At 43.1% G+C, this 21,985-nt stretch carries 19 protein-coding genes and 1 tRNA gene; 15 read left to right on the forward strand and 5 right to left on the reverse strand.

What is annotated here, in order from left to right:
* Nucleotides 1–49 precede the first annotated feature (49 nt).
* Nucleotides 50–1,600, reverse strand: a complete 1,551-nt coding sequence (locus tag JMW90_RS04415) for an alanine/glycine:cation symporter family protein (RefSeq protein WP_201561880.1) — start codon at nucleotides 1,598–1,600, stop codon at nucleotides 50–52.
* Between the two features lie 1,113 nt (nucleotides 1,601–2,713).
* Here JMW90_RS04415 and JMW90_RS04420 point away from each other — a divergent pair.
* From JMW90_RS04420 to JMW90_RS04435, 4 genes are all read left to right on the forward strand, one after another.
* A complete protein-coding gene (locus JMW90_RS04420; RefSeq protein WP_201561881.1) occupies nucleotides 2,714–3,346 on the forward strand; it encodes a LemA family protein in 633 nt (210 codons plus the stop codon).
* 58 nt (nucleotides 3,347–3,404) lie between these two features.
* On the forward strand, nucleotides 3,405–4,550 hold the full coding sequence (locus JMW90_RS04425) for a TPM domain-containing protein (protein WP_201561882.1): 1,146 nt from the start codon (nucleotides 3,405–3,407) through the stop codon (nucleotides 4,548–4,550).
* 105 nt (nucleotides 4,551–4,655) lie between these two features.
* Nucleotides 4,656–5,180: a TPM domain-containing protein gene (locus JMW90_RS04430; RefSeq protein WP_201561883.1), complete on the forward strand. Its 525-nt coding sequence runs from the start codon at nucleotides 4,656–4,658 to the stop codon at nucleotides 5,178–5,180.
* A 98-nt stretch (nucleotides 5,181–5,278) separates the two neighbouring features.
* A complete protein-coding gene (locus JMW90_RS04435; RefSeq protein WP_201561884.1) occupies nucleotides 5,279–6,277 on the forward strand; it encodes an adenosine deaminase in 999 nt (332 codons plus the stop codon).
* A gap of 27 nt (nucleotides 6,278–6,304) precedes the next feature.
* Here the strand turns inward: JMW90_RS04435 and JMW90_RS04440 are convergent, their stop codons facing one another.
* Nucleotides 6,305–7,105, reverse strand: coding sequence for an NAD-dependent deacylase (locus JMW90_RS04440; RefSeq protein WP_201561885.1), 801 nt, complete (start codon nucleotides 7,103–7,105; stop codon nucleotides 6,305–6,307).
* 35 nt (nucleotides 7,106–7,140) lie between these two features.
* Between JMW90_RS04440 and JMW90_RS04445 the strand changes: the two genes are divergently transcribed.
* Nucleotides 7,141–7,500, forward strand: a complete 360-nt coding sequence (locus tag JMW90_RS04445) for a hypothetical protein (protein ID WP_201561886.1) — start codon at nucleotides 7,141–7,143, stop codon at nucleotides 7,498–7,500.
* Nucleotides 7,501–7,596: 96 nt separating this feature from the next.
* On the opposite strand, the gene JMW90_RS04450 is transcribed toward JMW90_RS04445, so the two are convergent.
* A tRNA-Arg gene (locus JMW90_RS04450) sits at nucleotides 7,597–7,673 on the reverse strand.
* A 298-nt stretch (nucleotides 7,674–7,971) separates the two neighbouring features.
* Here JMW90_RS04450 and JMW90_RS04455 point away from each other — a divergent pair.
* From JMW90_RS04455 to JMW90_RS04475, 5 genes are all read left to right on the forward strand, one after another.
* Nucleotides 7,972–8,649 carry a c-type cytochrome gene (locus JMW90_RS04455; RefSeq protein WP_201561887.1) on the forward strand — a complete coding sequence of 226 codons (678 nt, stop codon included), beginning with the start codon at nucleotides 7,972–7,974 and terminating at the stop codon, nucleotides 8,647–8,649.
* Nucleotides 8,650–8,955: 306 nt separating this feature from the next.
* Nucleotides 8,956–9,918: an ABC transporter ATP-binding protein gene (locus tag JMW90_RS04460; RefSeq protein WP_201561888.1), complete on the forward strand. Its 963-nt coding sequence runs from the start codon at nucleotides 8,956–8,958 to the stop codon at nucleotides 9,916–9,918.
* 32 nt (nucleotides 9,919–9,950) lie between these two features.
* Nucleotides 9,951–10,724 (forward strand): ABC transporter permease, encoded by a 774-nt coding sequence (locus JMW90_RS04465; protein WP_201561957.1) that lies wholly within the window; start codon nucleotides 9,951–9,953, stop codon nucleotides 10,722–10,724.
* 122 nt (nucleotides 10,725–10,846) lie between these two features.
* Nucleotides 10,847–11,731, forward strand: a complete 885-nt coding sequence (gene queF / locus JMW90_RS04470; protein WP_201561889.1) for an NADPH-dependent 7-cyano-7-deazaguanine reductase QueF — start codon at nucleotides 10,847–10,849, stop codon at nucleotides 11,729–11,731.
* Between the two features lie 84 nt (nucleotides 11,732–11,815).
* Nucleotides 11,816–12,205, forward strand: a complete 390-nt coding sequence (locus JMW90_RS04475) for a lysozyme inhibitor LprI family protein (protein ID WP_201561890.1) — start codon at nucleotides 11,816–11,818, stop codon at nucleotides 12,203–12,205.
* Nucleotides 12,206–12,284: 79 nt separating this feature from the next.
* Here JMW90_RS04475 and JMW90_RS04480 read toward each other — a convergent pair whose 3' ends face one another.
* On the reverse strand, nucleotides 12,285–14,003 hold the full coding sequence (locus JMW90_RS04480; RefSeq protein WP_201561891.1) for a proline--tRNA ligase: 1,719 nt from the start codon (nucleotides 14,001–14,003) through the stop codon (nucleotides 12,285–12,287).
* Between the two features lie 725 nt (nucleotides 14,004–14,728).
* Here JMW90_RS04480 and JMW90_RS04485 point away from each other — a divergent pair.
* A complete protein-coding gene (locus JMW90_RS04485) occupies nucleotides 14,729–15,496 on the forward strand; it encodes a DUF4230 domain-containing protein (protein WP_201561892.1) in 768 nt (255 codons plus the stop codon).
* 184 nt (nucleotides 15,497–15,680) lie between these two features.
* On the opposite strand, the gene JMW90_RS04490 is transcribed toward JMW90_RS04485, so the two are convergent.
* Complete coding sequence (locus JMW90_RS04490) at nucleotides 15,681–17,315, reverse strand: cryptochrome/photolyase family protein (protein WP_201561893.1); 1,635 nt, start codon at nucleotides 17,313–17,315, stop codon at nucleotides 15,681–15,683.
* A gap of 137 nt (nucleotides 17,316–17,452) precedes the next feature.
* Here JMW90_RS04490 and JMW90_RS04495 point away from each other — a divergent pair, with 137 nt between their 5' ends.
* The 4 genes from JMW90_RS04495 to accD all read left to right on the forward strand — a co-directional run bounded on the left by JMW90_RS04495 (nucleotide 17,453) and on the right by accD (nucleotide 21,831).
* Entirely contained in the window at nucleotides 17,453–18,136 is a 684-nt protein-coding gene (locus JMW90_RS04495) for a phosphoribosylanthranilate isomerase (protein WP_201561894.1), read from the forward strand.
* A gap of 210 nt (nucleotides 18,137–18,346) precedes the next feature.
* Nucleotides 18,347–19,549, forward strand: coding sequence for a tryptophan synthase subunit beta (gene trpB / locus JMW90_RS04500; protein ID WP_173936725.1), 1,203 nt, complete (start codon nucleotides 18,347–18,349; stop codon nucleotides 19,547–19,549).
* A 137-nt stretch (nucleotides 19,550–19,686) separates the two neighbouring features.
* Nucleotides 19,687–20,523, forward strand: a complete 837-nt coding sequence (trpA, locus tag JMW90_RS04505) for a tryptophan synthase subunit alpha (RefSeq protein ID WP_201561895.1) — start codon at nucleotides 19,687–19,689, stop codon at nucleotides 20,521–20,523.
* Nucleotides 20,524–20,880: 357 nt separating this feature from the next.
* Entirely contained in the window at nucleotides 20,881–21,831 is a 951-nt protein-coding gene (accD, locus tag JMW90_RS04510; protein WP_201561896.1) for an acetyl-CoA carboxylase, carboxyltransferase subunit beta, read from the forward strand.
* The last annotated feature ends 154 nt before the right edge of the window (nucleotides 21,832–21,985 follow it).

The raw sequence follows: 21,985 nt of genomic DNA on the forward strand, positions 1-21,985 counted from the left end.
CTCGGGCTTTCTTTAATAATTAGCTAGTAGGCAAGTACTTTAAAGAGGATTAGCGATGTTCTTTATTTAAAGGATTTTGTGCTGCCATTCTTTGTTGCTCTTTTAAATGACGCTCTTCCCAATAAGGTGCGTTTTTGATACCGAATTTTGCAGGATCAAATGTATAGCGCGTTACACCAGCTTTACGCTGCGCTTCATAGTCTCTAAGCATGGTAAGCGTCGGACGTGCCACAAAGAAGATAACAAGAATACCAACAATATTGAGCCAAGCCATAAGACCAACACCAATATCACCAATTGCCCAGATATAACCTGCTGAGTTTAGAGCACCATAGGCAACCATTACCATGATTAAGATTTTAACTAAGAACAAACCTGTCTTATTTGCACCGCGCCCGATAAAGCGAGTCAAGTAAGCAACGTTCACTTCAGCGATGTAGTAGTAAGCCAAGATAGTGGTAAAGGCAAAGAAAAATACAGCGATTGCAATAAAGACATTACCAAAAGTACCGTATACTGATTCCATTGCCATTTGCGTAAAGGCAGGCGAATTGATTTCAGTAGTAGCAGCTACATTTTGAAGAATGAACTGACCCTCTGGTAAAGTACCCTGAACATTGTACATACCAGTAGATAAAATCATAAATGCAGTAGCAGAACAAACCAGTAGTGTATCAACATATACTGAGAATGCTTGTACTAAACCTTGCTGTGATGGATGCTCAACTTCAGCAGCAGCAGCAGCGTGAGGACCTGTACCTTGTCCAGCTTCGTTAGAGTAAATACCACGTTTGACACCCCAACCGATCGCCGCGCCAAAACCAGCTTGCGCCGTAAAGGCATCACTAATGATCAAACCAAATACATCTGGAATCAAACTGAAGTTGCTGAACATGATAATTAAAGCTAAGAGAATATAACCGATTGCCATAAACGGTACAGCATATTCGGTAAAGGTTGCAATGCGTTTAATACCACCGAAGATGATGATACCTAAAATCACTAAAATGATAGCGAGACCGACCAGACGCATAGAGCCGACTTCTAATCCTGCAACGTTCATGGTAGTCCCTTCACCCATAAGTTGCGTGAAAGCACTGAGAACGCCATTTGCCTGTACACCTGGTAAGAACATACCACAAGCTAAGATAGAAGCGATTGCGAAGAGGATACCGTACCATTTTTGACCAAGCGCCCGCTCAAAGTAATAAGCAGGGCCACCGCGATATTCGCCAGTGATGACGTCTCTTTCTTTATAAATCTGTGCCAGTGTCGATTCAACATAAGCAGTAGAAGCTCCTAGGAAAGCAACTACCCACATCCAAAATACAGCACCAGGGCCACCGAAACCGATAGCCGCAGCTACCCCAGCGATGTTACCCATACCCACACGCCCAGCTAAGGCTACTGCCAGTGCTTGGAATGAAGAAATACCATCTGCACTGGATTTACCAGTGAATAGCAATTTGATCATTTCACCGAATAAACGTACTTGTACAAAGCGCGTCATGATGGAATAAAATAGACCTGCACCCAAGCATAAGTAAATTAATGCGGGGCTCCAAATAATTCCGTTTACTAAATTGACTAAATCTTCCATATATCTATTCCTTCAACTGTCTCAAAATGACCATATATGAGGATGCATAGAGTGAGTTAACGGTTTAATATCCTTATCAAAGCCAACCACTCATATTATTTGCATTCACTTAATTCTATCTATTAAGTCTCATACGCGCTTAGCCACCAAGAATGGACTGTAGTTGTCTGTATTTACCCACTTGGCTTATTATCAAAGTTTGGCGGTATATTCTCATCTCTTGATATCGCTTATTTAATAAGTATCAATCGATTGACGATGATTGCCATCCTTTACTGTCTCTTTATTTTGTTAATCTGTCATCCTGACGTAAACATAAAAGCTGCTATAAATAGACCAGTGGATAAAACAGGGGGTTATAATTTTCAATACCCATCGTCACGACGAGATTCGATTTACTATGAGCGGTATCGACTGAGTACAATTGCGTAATAGAATTATAAAGCGATGATTTATCTGTCTATTTGTCCTTTTAAAGGATAAATAAGCGAATCGCTAGTACTATGAAGAAAATAAGTCCACTACCAAATGTATGCAAACCGTACAGCTACGTAACTGCAATTTGCCATATTTTTTACCCAATTACTAGAAATTTCTTCTTAGTGGCCTCTGTATATATGTTACCGCAGGCTTTATTAGGACATAAAATACCGTAGAATGAGGCATAAGGTCGATTTATCTTAGATTGGATGGTTTTTTAATGATTTATAATAAGTTAGGTTATATAGATACATATTCAAAACAGAGCGAGAGCTTATGCTACAAGTCGTTGCTTGCGGTTGTGTTTTGGTAACGATGAATTGTAAAAAAAGCGTTATAGCGCCATTATTAGCACAACACATTGCAGCCTACAAAATATCAGTTTATATATAGTCATATAGTTGATTCACTTTTAAAAGAGTACAGCATAACTTGAGTTAATTATTCGCAGCCTCTGTCGGCTAGCTACAGCAAGCAAGAAAAATTAACCTCAGTAGTGATTGATAATATTTGTATTTCTTTTATTTAGGACTGGCTATAGTATTGAAAGCAGTATCAAAAAAAGCGGTCAAAAATCATTTTAAAACCTTGTTATCAGTTGTTTGATATTTATCATTATTAGGAGCATCCACAATGACGCGTCAATCTATTATAAAACCCATTTTGCTATCCGCTGTACTAGCCACGTCTACTGTCGGCTTGACAGGTTGTGGTTATAATAATCTTCAGGCTCAAGATGAGCAAGTGACGGCTTCGTGGTCAGAAGTGGTCAACCAATACCAACGTCGCTCGGATTTGGTGCCAAACTTGGTAAAAGTGGTACAGCAATATGCCAAGCAAGAGCAAGAAGTCTTTACACAAGTGGCTGAAGCACGTTCACGCGCTGGCGGTATCACCGTAACGCCAGAAGTGCTCAATGATCCTGAAGCGATGGAGCGTTATGCTGCGGCGCAAGAACAGATGACGGGCGCACTATCACGCTTGATGGCAGTGTCTGAGCGTTATCCTGAATTAAAGTCGGATGCACTGTTCCAAGATTTGCAGGCGCAATTAGAAGGCACTGAAAACCGTATCGCAGTCGCTCGTAACCGCTATATCCAAGAAGTACAGGGCTACAATACGACCGTACGTCAATTTCCAACCAATATTACGGCCAAAGTATTTGGCATGAGTGCTAAGCCAAACTTTAGCGTCGCTAATGAAAAAGAGATTTCTACCGCACCAAGCGTAGATTTTGACAATGGCGGGTCAAAGGCGGCTCAATAGCAGCAAATCAATCACCTATTAATTTAGTAAAGATCTGACTTGAGGTGGTATACAGTTAATGACTCATTTAAAAACACCCCTAGCAGCGTTGTTATTCGCCCTCACTATTGGTAGCGCGCCTACGTTGCATGCAGCGCCCAATGACAGTACGCCCGCTTCAGATAGCATCACACAAAATCGCAGTGTAGAAGACTTAGTGGCTATTGCAAAAGCCGCTGAATCTAATGAAGCTATTAATGATGCTGTCTTAGGCAATGACGCGATTAACGAAACCATACTCGGTAATGACGCCATCAATCCTAGTGCGTCCAATAACGAGGGCGTGGCAGAGGCAAATGCGACCAAACGTCCCCCTGTGAAATCAACCGCTGACAGTGTCGATGCGGACAAACTGATTTTAAACAATCCCGTCATCGACCAAGCCAATATTTTAAATCCACAAGAGAAGCAGCGCTTAGAAGCACAGCTACGTACTATCTACCAGCAAGGGTTGGCGCAAGCCGCAGTGGTGATTGTGCCGACTACCAATGGTATGCCTATCTTTGATTATGCCTTACAAGTTGCTGAAAAGTGGCAGCTGGGCACTAAAGATATCGATGATGGCTTGCTCATGGTGGTTGCTGTTAATGACCGTGATATGTATATTTTGACGGGTTATGGACTCGAAGGTGTACTACCAGATGCAGCAGTCAATCGTATCATTCGAGAGGATATCACCCCTTTATTTAAGCAAAATAATTATGGCGCTGGGATATTGGCAGGTGTAACGGCATTACAAAGCCGTTTATCTGCTGATCCTGAAGTATTGGCTCGTGCCGATGCACAGGCAGCTGAACGTACTGCCCAACAAGGCTCAGATGAGCTACCATCCCCTATTTTTCTATTCATCATAGCGATGATATTTGGCAGTTTTATTACTCGCATTTTTGGTCGCGTATTTGGTTCTGTGCTGACGGCTGGTGGTTTTGTTGCAGGCTCACTCGCATTGGGCGGTGGTCTATTTATGACCATTATTATGGCGATATTTTTGTGGCTATTCTTGATTTCACGCGGCGGCGGTGGTAGAGGCGGTAGAGGCGGCGGTATGATATTCCTGCCGGGTATGGGCGGCGGTGGCGGCTTCGGCGGTGGTGGTTTTGGTGGCGGCGGTTTCGGCGGCGGCGGTGGTGGTTTTGGTGGTGGCGGCGCTGGCGGTTCTTGGTAAGCACTGGGTAAGTACTGACCAATTGTTTTTCAGCTACTTAATAGCTGCCTAGTGAAAAAAACACTAAATGACCATTAGTAATGACGTACTTGAGGAAATAGTATCATGGCAGAAAATAACGCTTCAGAGTCCAGTTTTGCCCGCTGGTGGCGCCAAGTCTTATTTGTTCCAGTCTTGCATAGTAAGTGGTTGACGCCCGCGGCAAAAGCTCGATTGACAGAGCAGGTGACGCTTGCTGAGCAAGGTCACCGCGGCGAGGTGTTTTTAATCGTAGAAAATCACTTGCCTATTCAAGAGGCTTATCATAGCGATTGCCGTGACCGTGCAATTAATTTATTCAGTGAGTATCGAGTATGGGACACTGAAGAGAATACTGGTGTGCTGATATATGTCAATGTTTGCGAGCACAAGCTTGAGATCGTCGCTGATCGAGGTATCAGTGCCCATGTTAGCCCAACGGTTTGGCGAGCGATGTGTGACAAGGCGGTAGTCGGCATTGCCAATAAAAAGACAGAAGAAAGCTTAACTGAATTACTAGATGAGGTCGGTCAAGTATTGCGCCAATATTATCATCTGGAGCAAAACCCATCAGGCAACGAGCTGTCTGATACAGTGGTTTTTCTAAAATAAACCCTGACGATAATCAATATCAACGATTAAACTAAGTACTTAAATCCATACTTAGTAGATAACCGATATACAACGCACAACGCCAATACTGGAATATTATGATTGATCTAATAAAAAGACTGCCAAAAGCAGAACTGCATTTGCATATTGAAGGCTCGCTCGAGCCTGAGCTTATGTTTAGATTGGCAAAAAAGAACCAGATAGAGATTCCTTATAAAGACATAGAGGATGTGCGTAATGCTTATAATTTTACCAATCTGCAGACGTTTTTAGATATCTATTATGCCGGTGCGGATGTCTTGATTACGCAGGATGATTTTTATGATTTGACGTGGGAGTATATTCTCAAATGTGTTGAGGATAATGTCATTCATACAGAGATATTTTTTGATCCGCAAACGCATACAGCAAGAGGCGTGGCGTTTGAAACAGTCATAACAGGTATCAAGCGAGCACTGGCTGATGCCAAAGCGCAATATGGTATTACCTCTTGTATTATCATGTGCTTTTTGCGGCATTTATCACAAGAGGAAGCGTTTGAAACCTTAGAACAAGCATTACCATTTAAAGACGACATTATCGGTGTGGGTTTGGATTCTTCGGAATTGGGCAACCCGCCATCAAAGTTCAAAGATGTCTTCAAAAAGGCAAAAGAAGAAGGCTTTAAGTTGGTAGCCCATGCAGGCGAAGAAGCAGATTTCTCTTATATTTATGAAGCGTTAGATTTATTGGATATCAGTAGAATTGACCACGGCGTGCAATCGATAAAAAGTGACGAGCTGATGCAGCGTCTAAAAGATGAACAGATGCCGCTCACTGTTTGCCCAAATTCTAATATCGAGTTAAGAGTATTCGACAATTATAAAGCGCACAATATCAAAGAGCTGCTAGATTATGGTCTAAATATCACGATCAACTCAGATGATCCTGCTTACTTTAAAGGCTATATCAACCAAAACTTTATAAATATCAGCGAAAACTTACCGCTCACAGAAGACGATATCATCACCTTGGTAAAAAACTCTTTTAGATCGTCATTTATCAGTGATGAGCTAAAGCAACAGTATTTAGACAGAGTCGACCAAGCGGTAGGCTGATGGTTTGCCTATTATAGTACGTCCATTTTATAGTACGCCCATTCTTTTGACCAACTCTGGCAGGATGACACCCGCTTTTGCTGCTAGAGTAATATTGACTAGCGTATTTGGCGTTGGATAGGGATTTATCTCTATAATTTTGGCACCGTTATGTTTTGCCAATTGCGCCAGTCCGGCAGCAGGATAGACTAGGCTGGAAGTTCCGATACTGATAAACACGTCACAATCAGCCGCTGCCTCTTCGGCTGTCTGCCATGACTGCACCGGTAACGACTCTCCAAACCACACGATATCTGGTCTGATATAACCATCACAATGCTGACAAATAATCAGGGCTTCATCAAAATTGATGCTATCTTCGCTGTCATAACTTCCATTTGATTGGCTTTGATAAGGTGTGTCACATCGGCTACATTTATTACGCCACAGGTTGCCATGTAAGTGGGTAACAACGCTGCCTGCTTGCTCGTGCAAATCATCGACGTTTTGAGTAATGAGGGTCAATTGATGATGGGTCGATCGACTGTGGTACTGCCACTGTGCTAATGCTATATGTGCAGGGTTTGGTTTTTTGCTTGCAACCTGTTGTCTGCGCCATTGATACCACGACCAAACCAGCTTTGGGTCGCGAGCAAAGGCATCTGGTGTCGCTAAGTCTTCAGCGCTATAATTCTCCCACAAGCCAGTTTGCTTATCGCGAAAAGTTGGTATGCCACTTTCTGCTGAAATCCCTGCACCCGTTAAAATACAAATACGCTGTTTTGTTGCCAGTAGTTTGGCAGCACGCTCTACTTCTGCTATTAACCCTGATGGTAATTCTGCTAACATAAGCTAACCCTTGCTAATAATGGATATCCCTTCTTATGATAGACGGAATTTGGTGGCTTGTCATATTGATAGCATTTATCATTGGATTATGGTTGTTTGCAAAAACACGTGCGCCAAAACCGACTGCTCTGCATGACACAAAGCACAAAAGCAAACCAATGAATGATGCGCTGCAAAAAACAGCAAAGATGATTAAGCGATATTTTCCTGATTATGGCGTTACACGAAAGGGCAATCATCTGCTTGTCAGTCGACAAAATATTAAAGTCGCTATGATTACGATTGACCCCAAGCTTGCTGCCAGTCAACGCCGTTTAGGGGATATACCAGTGATTAATTATCACCGCGTGCCTAGTCGTGCGCAATTGGATGCCAATTTACAAGAAGCAGAATAAACGCTGACTATATAGGATTGAGTAACAGCAGAAGCCATTTATTGATATTGATAACACAGAGAGTGTAAGGAAGAAGGGGTGGGATAATACGATGATTGGTGCGCTCGGCGGGAATCGAACCCACGACCCTCGGCTTCGGAGACCGATACTCTATCCAACTGAGCTACGAGCGCAAAAGTGTCTAAAAATAAAGACCGCTTAGTCTAACAAATAAAAGTCATAAAGCCAATGAATGAAGCCAGCTATTGAAGTTTTTTAAGAAAAAACAGCATAGTCCGCAAACAGGCATGGCAATCTACCCGTCTTTTCCCTTATAATGTCAGGGAGAATCCCTATTTATAATCACCGATTACAAGTGCGCTCGCATGCGGGATGGCTGTTTGCTATTGACAATGGTTCGTTGTCAAAGAAGGACAGACAGAATGTCTAAGTCGTGCTGACCCTTGTATACGTAATAAGAGAACGTGACGAATGAGAAAAGTAGTTATGTTATCGGCAGCTGCCATTCTAGGAATCGCTAGTATCGCTGTGAGCCAAGCTGAAAGCGCTGTAGATACGCCTGTCACTATATCTGCTGTTGCAGAAGGCAAAGACGTTGTCGAAAATGCCCCTCAAAAGCTGGGTGATGAGCCTCAAGCGGCTGCAGATACCACCGATGGCGCTGCTTCTGCTGATGCAACTGCGGGAGCAGACGTGGTAGCAACAGATGCACCAGCCGAGGCAACTGCGGCAGCCGCACCAGCTGCTGTCGAAGAGCCAGTGCCAAAAGATACACCGCAAGTACAGAAACTGATTGCGTTATATCCGAATCTAATTGCTCGTATTCAGCCAGTTGGTCAAGTGTGTTTTGAAGAAGGTGAGATTTGTGATGTGACCGCCCGATCGTCTGGCCCGTCAGCCGGTGATGGCCCTCGTGATGGTAAAGCGGTTTATAGCGCAGTATGTCAAACTTGTCATGCAACAGGCTTGCTAGGCTCACCTAAGTTGGGTGATGCGGGTGCTTGGGGACCTCGTATAGCAAAAGGTAAAGATACCTTGTACACCCATGCTATTAATGGTTTCAATGCTATGCCTGCCAAAGGTGGCGCTGATATCCCTGATGAAGAAGTGCAAAATGCGGTTGATTATATGGTTGGTGAAGCCAGTTAATGTAAGTGGTCGCCTTAAGTAGCAACGTTTAGTTTAGAATTTTATATCGTGGTTTTAAACATAATTCTATGACTAAGAGCTTATAACTAAGAGCTTATAACTAAGTCAGGGCTAGCAAAACGCCTATTCCATTGAATGGAGTAGGTGTTTTTTTGCGTTTGATGATTCATGGTCAATGATGAGTCGTACTCATATCATGCTTATTATACGTCGCAGTTGAAATCTATCATAGGTAGCCTCACATTAAGGGTTACATAATTTATTATAGTATTTATTCCATAAAACCAAATCTACAAAGAGGTATTCATGTCTGAAGTACCAGCACTTTCGATCAAGAATTTATCCAAAACCTATGGCAACGGGTTTTCGGCGTTAAAAGACGTCAGTCTTACGGTTCCGCAAGGGGGGTTTTTTGCGTTACTGGGACCAAATGGTGCCGGTAAGTCAACGATGATTGGTATTATCAGCTCGTTGTTTCAACCGACCAATGGTAGTGTGCATATTTTTGGTGTTGATCTATTGGCCAATCCTTCGGTGGCCAAACAGTACTTAGGTGTGGTGCCGCAAGAGTTTAACTTCAACATGTTTGAAAAAGTAGAAGATATTCTGATAACCCAAGCAGGTTATTTTGGTATTTCTGCCAAAGAGGCTAAGCCACGTGCCGAGCGTTTACTCAAAGCATTAGGTCTATGGGATAAACGAGACAGCAAATCGCGAGAGCTATCTGGCGGTATGAAACGCCGCCTGATGATTGCTCGCGCGTTGATCCACAAGCCCAAGCTGCTAATCCTTGATGAGCCCACGGCTGGGGTTGATATTGAGCTGCGCCGTTCGATGTGGGAGTTTATGCAGCAAATTAATATCGAAGAAAATACCACTATTATTCTTACTACTCATTATCTAGAAGAAGCTGAGCAGCTATGTAAGCGCATTGCTATTTTGGATCATGGTGAAATTCGTATTAATACTGAAATGAAAGACTTGCTGGCGCAGTTGTCCGTTGAGACCTTTGTGTTAGATTTGACCCAGCCGCTTACCCAGCCTTTGGTCATTGATAAGGTAACAGAGATTGTCCAGCCTGATCAGCTGACCGTGGAAGTGACTTTGAGTGAAGGTGAGACTCTCAACTGTGTCTTTGAGCAGCTCACCAAGCTTGATATCGAGGTGTCCAGCATGCGTAATAAGTCTAACCGCTTAGAGGAGCTGTTTATGCGGCTAGTAGACAAAAACATTCAGAATGAAGACAGTATGAAGGAGGCAGGGTTATGAAACAGCCAATAACGATAGACCCTAATGAGACTATGTCTTGGGCCAAAATGTGGATTGCTTTTCAGACGATTTTAGTCAAAGAGATTCGTCGAATTCTTCGTATTTGGCCACAAACCCTGTTGCCACCGGTCATTACCATGGCTTTATACTTTGTCATCTTTGGTAAGATGATTGGCTCACGGGTGGGGGAGATGGGCGGCGTACCGTACATGCAGTTTATCGTCCCTGGACTCATCATGATGGCAGTGATTACCAATAGTTATTCTAACGTGGTATCGAGCTTTTTTAGTGCCAAATTTACCGCCAGCATTGAAGAGCTGTTAGTATCTCCAGTCTCTAAGCACGCCATCTTAATGGGTTACATCGGCGGCGGTATTTTTCGCGGTCTGATTATTGCTCTTATTGTCTCTATTGTGGCGCTATTCTTTACGCATCTGGGCATTGAGCATCTATTTGTCACTGTATTTACGGTACTTGGAACGTCTATTCTGTTCTCGCTTGGCGGCTTTATCAATGCAGCTTATGCCCGCTCATTCGATGACATTACTATCATTCCAAGCTTCGTACTAACACCGTTGACCTTTCTTGGCGGGGTGTTTTATTCGATGGAGAACTTATCTACATTTTGGTACAACGTCTCACTACTGAATCCTATCGTCTATATGGTCAATGCCTTCCGTTACGGTATTCTTGGTTATTCTGATGTCAACGTTTGGTATTCGATGGCGGCTATTTTTGTATTTTGTGTGGTGTTCTATGTTATCTCTTATCGTTTATTGAGCGATGGTTCGCGTATTCGGTTGTAGTTAACTATTAACCTTAATGAAAAACTAGCATCATTAACGTTGATAATAAATCCCCACTGACGATCACCACTGACGATCAATAGTGATTAATAATAAAAATTAGGTATTATTAGGAAGTATGAATGAGTATTCACGGTATCTTGGGTGAGCAAACCACCGATTATCCAACTGAGTATAGTCCAGAGACGTTATATCCTATCGCTCGTAGTATAGGGCGTGATGCTATAGGCTGGCAAGCCGCTAAATTAACGGTTGGCGTCGATTGGTGGCAGGCATTCGAGATGTCTTGGCTTAACCAGCAAGGTATCTCGCAAGTCGCCATCGCGCGCTTTGGTATTCCTGCCGCCTCACCATTTATCGTTGAGTCAAAATCGCTCAAGTTGTATTTAAACAGTATCAACTTTACAGAGTTTGGCAGTTGGGCAGAAGTGCAAATACTGATTGCCAAAGATTTATCTAAATGCGTACAGTCAGAAGTACAAGTTGAATTGTTTGGCTTAGATGACGACTTGCATGATGAGATATCAGGGTTGTTGATTGCTCAACCTGAGGGTATCTGTATTGATGATGCGCTAGCAGGTAGCACGGATAAAGTTGGGCTGACTATGCATCCTGAGGCGTCGCTGCTAAGTAGTAATGACGCAGAATCCAGCGCTGTTAAAGCAAACGATAGCGACAGTCGGTCATATAACTTTTATTCTAACTTGCTGCGTAGTAATTGTCCGGTCACCAATCAGCCAGATTGGGGGACATTGGCAGTTTCGATAACCAGTAATAAGCCAGTTAATAACGCAAATATGCTGCGTTATATCTTAAGCTTTCGTCAGCATAATGGCTTTCATGAGCAATGTGTGGAGCAAATATTTGCTGATTTAAGTCAATATTATCAGCCAAGTACGCTCATAGTACGTGCTTGGTATACACGCCGCGGCGGTATTGATATCAATCCTTGCCGCGTGAGTGATATGAGCTTGTTGCCTAAGCCAAGTCGTTTGATTCGTCAGTAAATTAATGTTGGTTATTAGCTATCATAAATTGCCATTAGCTCATATACTTAGCAAACATTATTTTGCTTACATTAGGGTGTAACTATGAAGGTAGTAACTGGTTTTTTTACTGTGATAAGTATAGCAGCATTGTCAATGACGGCAGCACAAGCTGCTTTTGTGGAAAATAAATATAACTGTGAAATGTCAATGGAAGAAGCTGTTGACTGTGGTGAAAGTGCGGTTAAAGTAGAGAAAAAGCGCCTTAACAAAATATATATGAGCGCACATCGTACGCTATCTGCTAAGCAAAAATCACAGTTAGATAAAGAGCAAGCCGCATGGTTAAAAAATCGCAATAAACAGTGCGAGTTTAAGCAAGAAGGATCAATGAATAACATGGCAGTATGGGGTATGATTAGTGCTGATGTTTGCACCGCTACTGAGAATCAAAAGCGTAGTAAAGTACTTGCTAAAAAGTATCATATTAAATAGTTTATTTTAGCTAATAAAAAAGGCGCCTATCTCACTCGATGAGATAGGCGCCTTTTATGGTTCAGATTTTATCTTTGGACTATTTGCCGCTTATTTTAGCCAATACGTCATCATGGCTAAGCAATTGCTTTTCGCTATCACGGCGATTGACGTACTCGTACTTATCTTCTGCCAAGTTGCGATCAGAGACCACGATACGATGCGGAATACCAATCAGCTCAAGGTCAGCGAACTTCACGCCTGGGCGCTCATTACGGTCATCAAGCAATACATTGATACCAAGGGCTTTTAGCTCATCATACAATGCGATAGCAGTTTGCATGACCGTATCTTCTTTTGATTTCATTGGCACGATAGCGACTTCAAACGGGGCAAGAGAATCGCTAACATTTGGCGTTTTTGGCCACATGATGCCATTGTCATCGTTGTTCTGCTCAATAGCAGCAGCAATGATACGGCTGACGCCAATACCATAGCAACCCATCATGAGGGTGACCGGTTTGCCATCTTCACCTGAAACGGTGCAATTCATCGCTTGTGAGTACTTATCACCCAACTGGAAGATATGACCGACTTCGATACCACGTTTGATTTGTAGCGTACCTTTACCATCAGGAGAAGGATCGCCTTCATGGACATTACGAATATCGACAATCTGAGTGATGTGCGCGTCGCGCTCCCAATTCATACCAGTCGTGTGTTTGCTAGTTTCATTGGCACCAGAGACAAAGTCTGACAGCGCTGCTGCGGCACGATCGACAAAGATAGGCATATCAAGCTCAACGCCGATATAGCCTTTATGCAGACCAGCCGCTTTTAATTCTTCTTCAGTTGCCATCGTCAAAGGGACATTGGCGGCATCAATTTTTTCAGCTTTAATAGTATTTAAGGTATGGTCGCCGCGTAATACCACAGCGATAAGCTGCGGTTCACCTTCAGCAGTATGACCTTGTACAATCAAGGTTTTAACAGTGGTCGCAAGTTCAATGTTTAAGTGCTCAGCAACGGCTTCACAGGTTGGCATATTGACGGTATCGACATTCTCGCGCGGCATCGTCGCAGGCTGGCGTTCTGTAGTACTCACAGACTCGGCAAGCTCGACATTGGCGGCATATTCAGACGAATCAGAAAAAGCAATATCATCTTCGCCGCTGTCTGCTAGGACATGAAACTCGTGCGAGGCAAAACCACCGATTGAGCCGGTGTCGGCTTGTACGGCACGGAAATCAAGACCCAAACGAGTAAAGATGCGTGTATAAGCGTCAAACATCTCGTCGTAGGTTTTAGCCAATGACGCTTGGTCAACATGGAACGAATACGCATCTTTCATCGTAAATTCGCGCGCGCGCATCACCCCAAAGCGTGGACGAATCTCATCACGGAACTTATTTTGAATTTGAAAGAACGTAATCGGTAGTTGTTTATAACTGCGCAGCTCGCCTTGGGCAAGATTGGTGATCACCTCTTCGTGCGTCGGTCCTAATACAAAATCGCGGTCATGACGATCTTTAAAACGTAACAGCTCAGGACCATAGTCGTTAAAACGTCCGGTCAGCTGCCAAAGCTCAGCAGGCTGGGTCATCGGCATAAGCACTTCTTGAGCGCCGATATTTTGCATCTCTTCGCGAACGATACGCTCGACTTTTTGCAACACGCGCAAACCCATTGGCAACCAGATGTATAGTCCAGAAGCAATTTTGCGAATCAGACCGGCTCTAACCATTAATTGGCTCGAGGCTATATCCGCATCATTAGGCGTTTCTTTTAGCGTGGCAAATAAAAATTGACTGGCTTTCATAAATAAAGCGGAACCTTATCAACGATAAAATAAATAAGAAATAGTAGGATGTTGAGCGTGTGGTTTGATGGCCGACGCAAGATGACCTTTTATTACTTGGTAATAGTGTAGGATATGCTCTAGCTAGAAAGTACTGCAACAGACAGTAAGCAGTGCGTTCGTAAACAGCATCTTAAAAAGGATATAACATATTATTTTGTATAAAAATACCAATCTTTACCAAGCAGTTTTTCAAGCATAAAGCCCAAATAACGCCTGTATACCGATATTTTAAGTATACAACCTGACTATGTTAGGTAAAGTTTGCCTAAGACGCAATGAATTTTTGTTTTTTCAGAGCGAAGGTTACTTAAAGGGTTAAATTAGACAGCTATAACTCGATTATTTATCATTTTTGAGTGTTATTTATGGCAAATAAAAAGGTGTTTTTTGAAGATGCCATCATGAGTGATTATGTAGAGTATTGGTAGTCATTACTTGAAGTTACTGCTTAAAAATAGCATTTAGCATTTGTATAGTGAGTTTACTACAAAAGTGTTATAGCGCTATTGGTATGAATTTTACGCAGCCTCTGGGAACGCAGCACGCCAGTAAAATTTATACCAATAGCGCGTCTAAATTTTCATAACATTTTTATTTTCATCTGACTATAGTACGTGGTTTTTTGTGCAGTTCTAATAACATGTCATTATAAAAATAATCGATAAAACTTTAAAGGTGTTTATATGAACAATCCTGATAATCGATCTCCTATTGATAATAATACGAACAACTCAAAAGCGAAAAAATCCATCGCTATGATGTCGTGGATCGTATTGCTTGCCGGTCTCGCAGCCATCGTTTTTGCTATCTATACTGTACAAAATATAACCAAAGAAGAGCCCATACAAACCATCACTCGTGAAGGTGTAGTAACGCAAATTCAGAAACTAAATCGATTGGAGACGGTGGCATTCAGTGTTGATACGGTCATCACCAGTCAGCGCTCAGGGAGTTGGATGAAGCTGTGGCAAGATGAGCAAAAGGCGCTGTTTATCGCTCGTGGTCGCGTAGAGGCGGGCATTGATTTGAGCGCATTGACACCTGAAATGGTACAAGTGATACAGCCTACCGAGTCGGAAGTAAATGATGCTGAAAAAGCTGATGTTAATGCCCCCATTTCTATCATGCCAAAAATTAATATTACGCTGCCACCATCAGAGATATTTTCAGTATACCTAGATGATATCGAGATATATGATTGGCAAACCGGCGCTTTTGGGTTGATGAAAGTCGATCCAAAAATCTTGCAACAAGCACAAAGTATGGCCAAAGAAGAAGTGCTTGAACGCGCGTGCCGCGGTGATGTCATGACTATGGCGTTAGAGAATGCACAAGCGCAGTTGCAACAGCTGTTTGCGTTAACTGGTGCAGTAGTGACGGTCACGACGCAAGGTGCTGGCTCGTGTCAGATGCCGTCAGTCGCTTCAGCGTCAGCTACTGTTAACAAATAATAAAACCAATTTTCAGTAGATAATGGTTTTATAGTCAGGGAAAAGTAAGATCGATACATAAAGTACTGCCGATATTAATTTTTCTTGCTTGCTGTGCCTACTTGCTGTGTCTACGCAGACAGAGGCTGCAAAAAATTTATACCAGCAGCCCTGTAGCGTTTTTGAGATATGTTAACTGTAGATACTACTCTTTTTTAAATTCAGCAATTGCCAATTGGCGTGCCAGTTTATGCTCAACGATTGGTACAGGATAATCAATGTTGGCAAAGGTATCATTCTTATTCAGTGCTTTGCGCATTTTATCCTCGCTGTGCAAGATACTGGAAGGGATTGGCTTTAATTCAGGTAGCCAAGTCTTAATAAATATCCCATCAAAATCATGGGTTTTGGCTTGGCTAAAGGGATTCATAATACGAAAATAGGGCGCAGAATCTGTACCTGTTGATGCGCTCCACTGCCAGCCGCCATTATTAGATGCAAAGTCACCATCTATCAGCTGCTGCATAAAGTAGCGCTCGCCTAAGCGCCAATCAATCAATAAGTCTTTGGTCAAAAACATCGCCGTCACCATGCGCAAGCGATTGTGCATAAAGCCTGTGGTATTTAAGCAACGCATCGCTGCATCGACTAATGGCACTCCTGTTTTGCCCTCACACCATGCTGCAAAAGCATCTTCATCATACGACCAGTTGATTTTCTTATCAGTCTCATGTTTATAAGCCTGATGGCGAATAAGCTCAGGCTTATAGTCTAAAACATGGCGATAAAAATCTCGCCAAGCCAGCTCGCTTATCCAGCGGTTGATGTCGTTGTTGTCACTGCTGTCACTGCTGTCAAAGTTGTCGCCGTCATTTCTATGTAATTCCCCTAGCGCCTTAGTAGCTTGTAAGTAGCAAAGTCTGGGACTGATTGCGCCAATAGTAAGATAGGCTGATAACTGACTGGTCGCGTGTAAGCTTGGCACATCGCGGCTCACATCATAGTTATTGATATCATCCGCGATAAAGTGCTCTAATCGATGACAGGCTTCCGCTTCTCCAGCAGGATAGGCAGTACGAGCTTGGCTAATTTGCTTATCTGTATCTATATGTTGATAGGATTTATGAGTTTGGAGATATTGTTGATAGTCGTGGACAGTTTTGTTGCACAATGCCTCTATATCTTGAGTAGTATTTGCACTGATTTCTGATGATGTTAAATGAACTTTTTCATTATTCGTGATGCCAGGTGCTGTATGGATTTGTATGTCACTCACCTCCAAGGTATGCCGCCATTTTTTATAAAATGGGGTAAACACTTGATACATGCTGTCATCATTGGTAGTGATACTTTGCGGTGGTAAGATACATTGATCATGCCAGCGGATAAACTCAATATCAGTCTCGAGGAGCTGTTTGGTTAATTGCTCATCACGTGCAATCTCATTGCCCTCGTACTCATGATTTGCCATCACGCAGCTGATATTATTTTCCTCACATAATGCGCTCAACGTAGCTATACAATCAGTAAAACTAGGGCAGATTTGCACGGTTAAAATGATGTTCAAGCGGTTCAGTTTTTCTGCGAGGATAGGGAGTGTTCGCGCAATATGATCAAGCTGTGTAAGCGACATATCATGTGTCTGCCACTGCTCAGGGGTGAGAAAAAACACTGCGCTGAGCTGAGCATTGTCTTCGTTTGCACGCTCACAAATGGCAGCCAAAGCAGTATTGTCATGAACGCGTAGATCAAGGCGAAACCACATGAGATAATGCAGCTGATGATTATCCTCAACATTGCTGTTGGCATCACTTTCTATTGCTCCCGCGGTTTTAGACATTCATCTATCCTTATATTAATCAATCGCAATCATAAACAAAACTATGAATAAAAGTATGCTAGGATAAGTTTTTGGATGCAATTGATTTGCTCCTTTATTAACAAATCATCATATTCAGTCTCTCGCAAGGTCATCTCATGCACGTTAAGTTTTGTGGATTTACTCAACTTGATGATATTAAAGCTGCTGTTAAGCTCAATGCGGACGCTATCGGTTTGGTGTTTTATCCGCCAAGTCCTCGTGCGGTTACAATCGAGCAGGGGCAGATATTAAGTGCGGCGGTACCGGCTTTTATTAGCGTGGTGGCTTTGGTCGTCAATATGCCTGAAGATGAGCTTATTGAACTGGCGGACAATATCCCTTTTGATATCATCCAATTTCACGGCGATGAAACGCCCGAGCAGTGCCGTCAGCTAGCAAGCAGCGTCAATAAACGCTGGATTAAAGCGTTGCGTGTCAATGCTGAGCAAGATACGCTCGATAGTGTGAAGATGCAAATTGACAATTTTGCCACAGCAGGGGCGAGCAGCATCTTACTAGATGCCTACCATCAGCATAAGTATGGCGGCACGGGCGCACGCTTTGACTGGAGTTTGATACCGAGTGACAGCTCACTACCGATTATCTTAGCGGGTGGGCTTGATGCTGACAATGTCGCTGCCACAATAGAGCTGCCTATTTACGCAGTCGATGTCAGCGGCGGTATTGAGATTGATAAAGGCAAAAAAGACCCCGCCAAAATGCGCGCCTTTATGAAAGCGGTAAAACGCGATCGATGGCAAAACGAGACGCTTAGCGAACCTTCGAATATAAATAGCTAGCTTTAAAGTTGCAAATTTTATAGCTGCAAACTCTCAAAGCTAACTATGTAAATTGTTTTCCCTATTAGTTATTCCAAAAAATAGTTATTCCAAAAAATAGTTATCCCAAAAATACCACTTATTATAGTAGGAATTATCATGAGTCATGTCACTAACAAAGATTTATCTACCGCAGCACAATCTGTGAATACTTTTACCAATCCAACTGATGTGCAAGACTTCAACCAGTATCCAGATGCGCGTGGACATTTTGGTGTCCACGGCGGACGCTTTGTCTCTGAAACCTTGATGGCAGCGTTAGAAGAGCTAGAAACGTTATATAACACAGTCAAAAAAGATCCTGCATTTTGGGAAGAATATCACAATGACTTGGTCAATTATGTCGGTCGTCCAACACCGCTCTATCATGCCAAGCGTCTGAGTGATGAGATTGGCGGTGCGCAAATTTACTTTAAGCGTGAAGACTTAAACCATACTGGCGCTCATAAGGTTAATAACACTATTGGTCAAGCACTTCTTGCCAAAATGAGTGGCAAAAAACGTATCATTGCAGAGACTGGAGCAGGGCAACATGGCGTTGCGACGGCGACGATTGCCGCGCGTTTAGGGCTAGAATGTATCGTCTATATGGGCGCTGATGATGTTGAGCGCCAAAAAATGAACGTCTACCGTATGCGCTTATTGGGCGCGACGGTGGTGCCGGTGACCTCTGGCTCACGTACCCTTAAAGACGCGATGAATGAAGCCATGCGCGATTGGGTCACCAATGTCGATAGCACCTATTATATTATCGGTACGGTTGCAGGTCCACATCCTTATCCGCTACTGGTGCGTGATTTCCAAGCGATTATTGGTAAAGAAGCGCGTATTCAGCATTTGCAAATGACGGGTAAATTACCAGATGCGCTAGTCGCTTGTGTTGGCGGCGGCTCAAATGCCATAGGACTATTCTTTGATTTCCTAAACGATACCGACGTTAAAATGTATGGCGTGGAAGCAACAGGCGATGGTATTGAAACCGGTCGTCATTCAGCACCACTCGCAGCAGGTCGTATCGGTGTCTTGCATGGCAACCGTACTTACCTAATGGCAGATGATGAAGGTCAAATTCAAGAAACTCATTCTATCTCGGCGGGACTTGATTATCCTGGTGTTGGTCCTGAGCATAGCTTCTTAAAAGACATGAAGCGTGTTGAATACGTTGGTTGTACCGATAAAGAGTCGTTAGAAGGTTTCCATGAAGTCACGCGTAAAGAAGGCATCATCCCTGCGCTTGAGTCTGCTCATGCCGTCGCTTATGCATTGAAGCTGGCTAAAACGATGACGCCTGACCAAACCATTATCGTCAATATGTCAGGTCGCGGTGATAAAGATTTGCATTCAGTGATGAAAGCAGAAGGGATTGAGTTGTAATCACAACTATCTTTATCAGTGATTGAATTATCCTTTATAAGTATAAGAGACATTGCTTAACGCCCTTTATTATCAAATAAATTTTATTTAATAATAAAGGGTCAAGTAAGCCAGTTTATAATAATTAAGAGACCACTATGACCCGAATTGAAAGCACTTTTGAAACCTTAAAAGCACAAAATAAAAAAGCACTTATCCCTTATGTCATGGCCGGTGATCCCAATCCAAGCAACTTTGTTGGTTTGCTACATGATTTAGTGAAGCACGGCGCAGATATGATTGAAGTGGGTTTGCCATTTTCTGACCCAATGGCAGATGGTCCAACGATTGCGCTGGCAGGCGAGCGTGCGCTAGCAGCGGGCACCAGTACTCGTGACGCGCTAAAGATGGTCGCAGAGTTTCGTCAGCAAGACACGCAGACGCCAATTATCCTCATGGGCTACCTCAATCCAGTGGAGATTATCGGTTATGATAACTTCGTTGCGTTATGCGAGCAGTCAGGCGTTGATGGAATTTTGATGGTTGATTTGCCACCAAGCGAGGCGGGTAGCTTTACTCAGCATTTGACTGACAACTCGATGAATGAGATTTTCTTACTGTCTCCAACCACTTTGCCTGAGCGCCGTGAGCAAGTATTGACCCATTGCGGTGGATATATCTACTACGTGTCTTTAAAAGGTGTGACCGGCTCAGCAACGCTAGATACTGACGATGTGGCGACTCAAGTGCAAGCGATTAAAGCAGAGACAGATTTGCCAGTATGTGTGGGCTTTGGTATTCGTGATGCAACTTCTGCCAAAGCGATTGGTGCTCATGCGGATGGTATTATCGTTGGTAGTGAATTGGTGCAGAACTTTGCTGATATCGATAGTAATGATGCGACTGCTGTTGCTGCCGCTCAGCAAAAAATCATGGCAAAAATGACTGAGCTGCGCGAGGCATTGGACAGTTTAAGCGGCTATTCAAATGGCTAAATGCACCCATGGTAATACTGTTCAAATGGCTAAATGCAACTGTGGCGATAAATACTGTTTAAATGGCTAAATGCAAACGTGGCGATACTATTTAAGTAAAATATGATTGTCACGCTATTTATAAAGGCGTCACATTCTTTATAAAAACACTGTCAACGTTTATAAAAACACCGTCAAATGACTTTGCTAAAGTTAGTTTACGTGTGTAAACTAACATCATCTATAAATGGTCACAGTGACGCATTAGCGTGCCTTATAATGGCTAATGTTGTGAGGGTATGTGACGATTAAACTGATTCTTATAAATGGACTTTTACGGACAAGTGCACAAGTGAGCTTGCCAATAAGCCTTAGATAATGGCGAATAATATGACTGATACAATAACAAAACCCGATACCAATAACGATAGTACTAGCCCGCAGCAGAATGGCAATACAGCCGGGCAATCATGGTTTGAGCGCCCGATTCCAGGTATCAAACAGCAACTAACGGCGCAATTGACCGCTGTAGAGACAGAGCCTTCTACAAAATGCAGCAGCTGCCATTCGATCATTACCAATACAGCGCTGATTTTTAACTGTTACGTGTGCCCGCATTGTGACCATCATCTGCCAATGAGTGCTCGTGAGCGCTTGAACTGGCTGCTTGATCAAGTAGAAGGCGAGCTTGGGCAAGAGTTTACTGCCAAAGATCCGCTAAAGTTTGTAGACAGTAAGCCGTATCCAAATCGTATGGCAGAAGCACAAACCAAAACGGGCGAGAGTGAAGCGCTGATTGTGCTATATGGCAAATTGCGCAATCTTGATGTGGTTACTTGTGCGTTTGACTTTCGTTTCATGGGTGGTTCAATGGGCTCGGTAGTTGGCGACCGTTTTGTCCAAGCTGCCGAAAAAGCCCTCGCAGATAGAGTACCTTTGGTTTGCTTTGCTGCCTCTGGCGGTGCGCGTATGCAAGAGGGTTTGCTGTCACTCATGCAAATGGCACGAACTGCTGCTGCGATTGAACGCTTAAGAATTGCTGGCGTGCCTTATATTGTGATATTGACCAATCCCGTTTATGGCGGTGTGACGGCATCACTTGCGATGCTTGGTGATATTCATCTGGCAGAACCAAAAGCAATGATTGGCTTTGCTGGTAAGCGTGTGATTGAGCAGACGGTACGTGAGACACTAGAAGAGCCGTTCCAGCGTGCAGAGTTCTTGCTAGAGCACGGTGTGGTTGATGAAGTCGTGCATCGTCATCAGATGATTGATACTATTTATCGTCTGCTGGCAAAACTGTGCAGCGTACCCAATGTTGATGTTTAGCAGCAAATAGACAGCTGATGAGGTTTATCCCTTTTATAACTGTATAGCAGCGTGCTAATAGCTGTCAAATATGTAAAACTAACAAATAGCATTTATCGTGGATAACGGTAAATGCTATTTTTGCTTTGTAGCAAGCCCGTTATACTGTCTCTAT

Source organism: Psychrobacter glacincola, from assembly GCF_904846215.1.
Classification (GTDB): Bacteria; Pseudomonadota; Gammaproteobacteria; order Pseudomonadales; family Moraxellaceae; genus Psychrobacter; species Psychrobacter glacincola.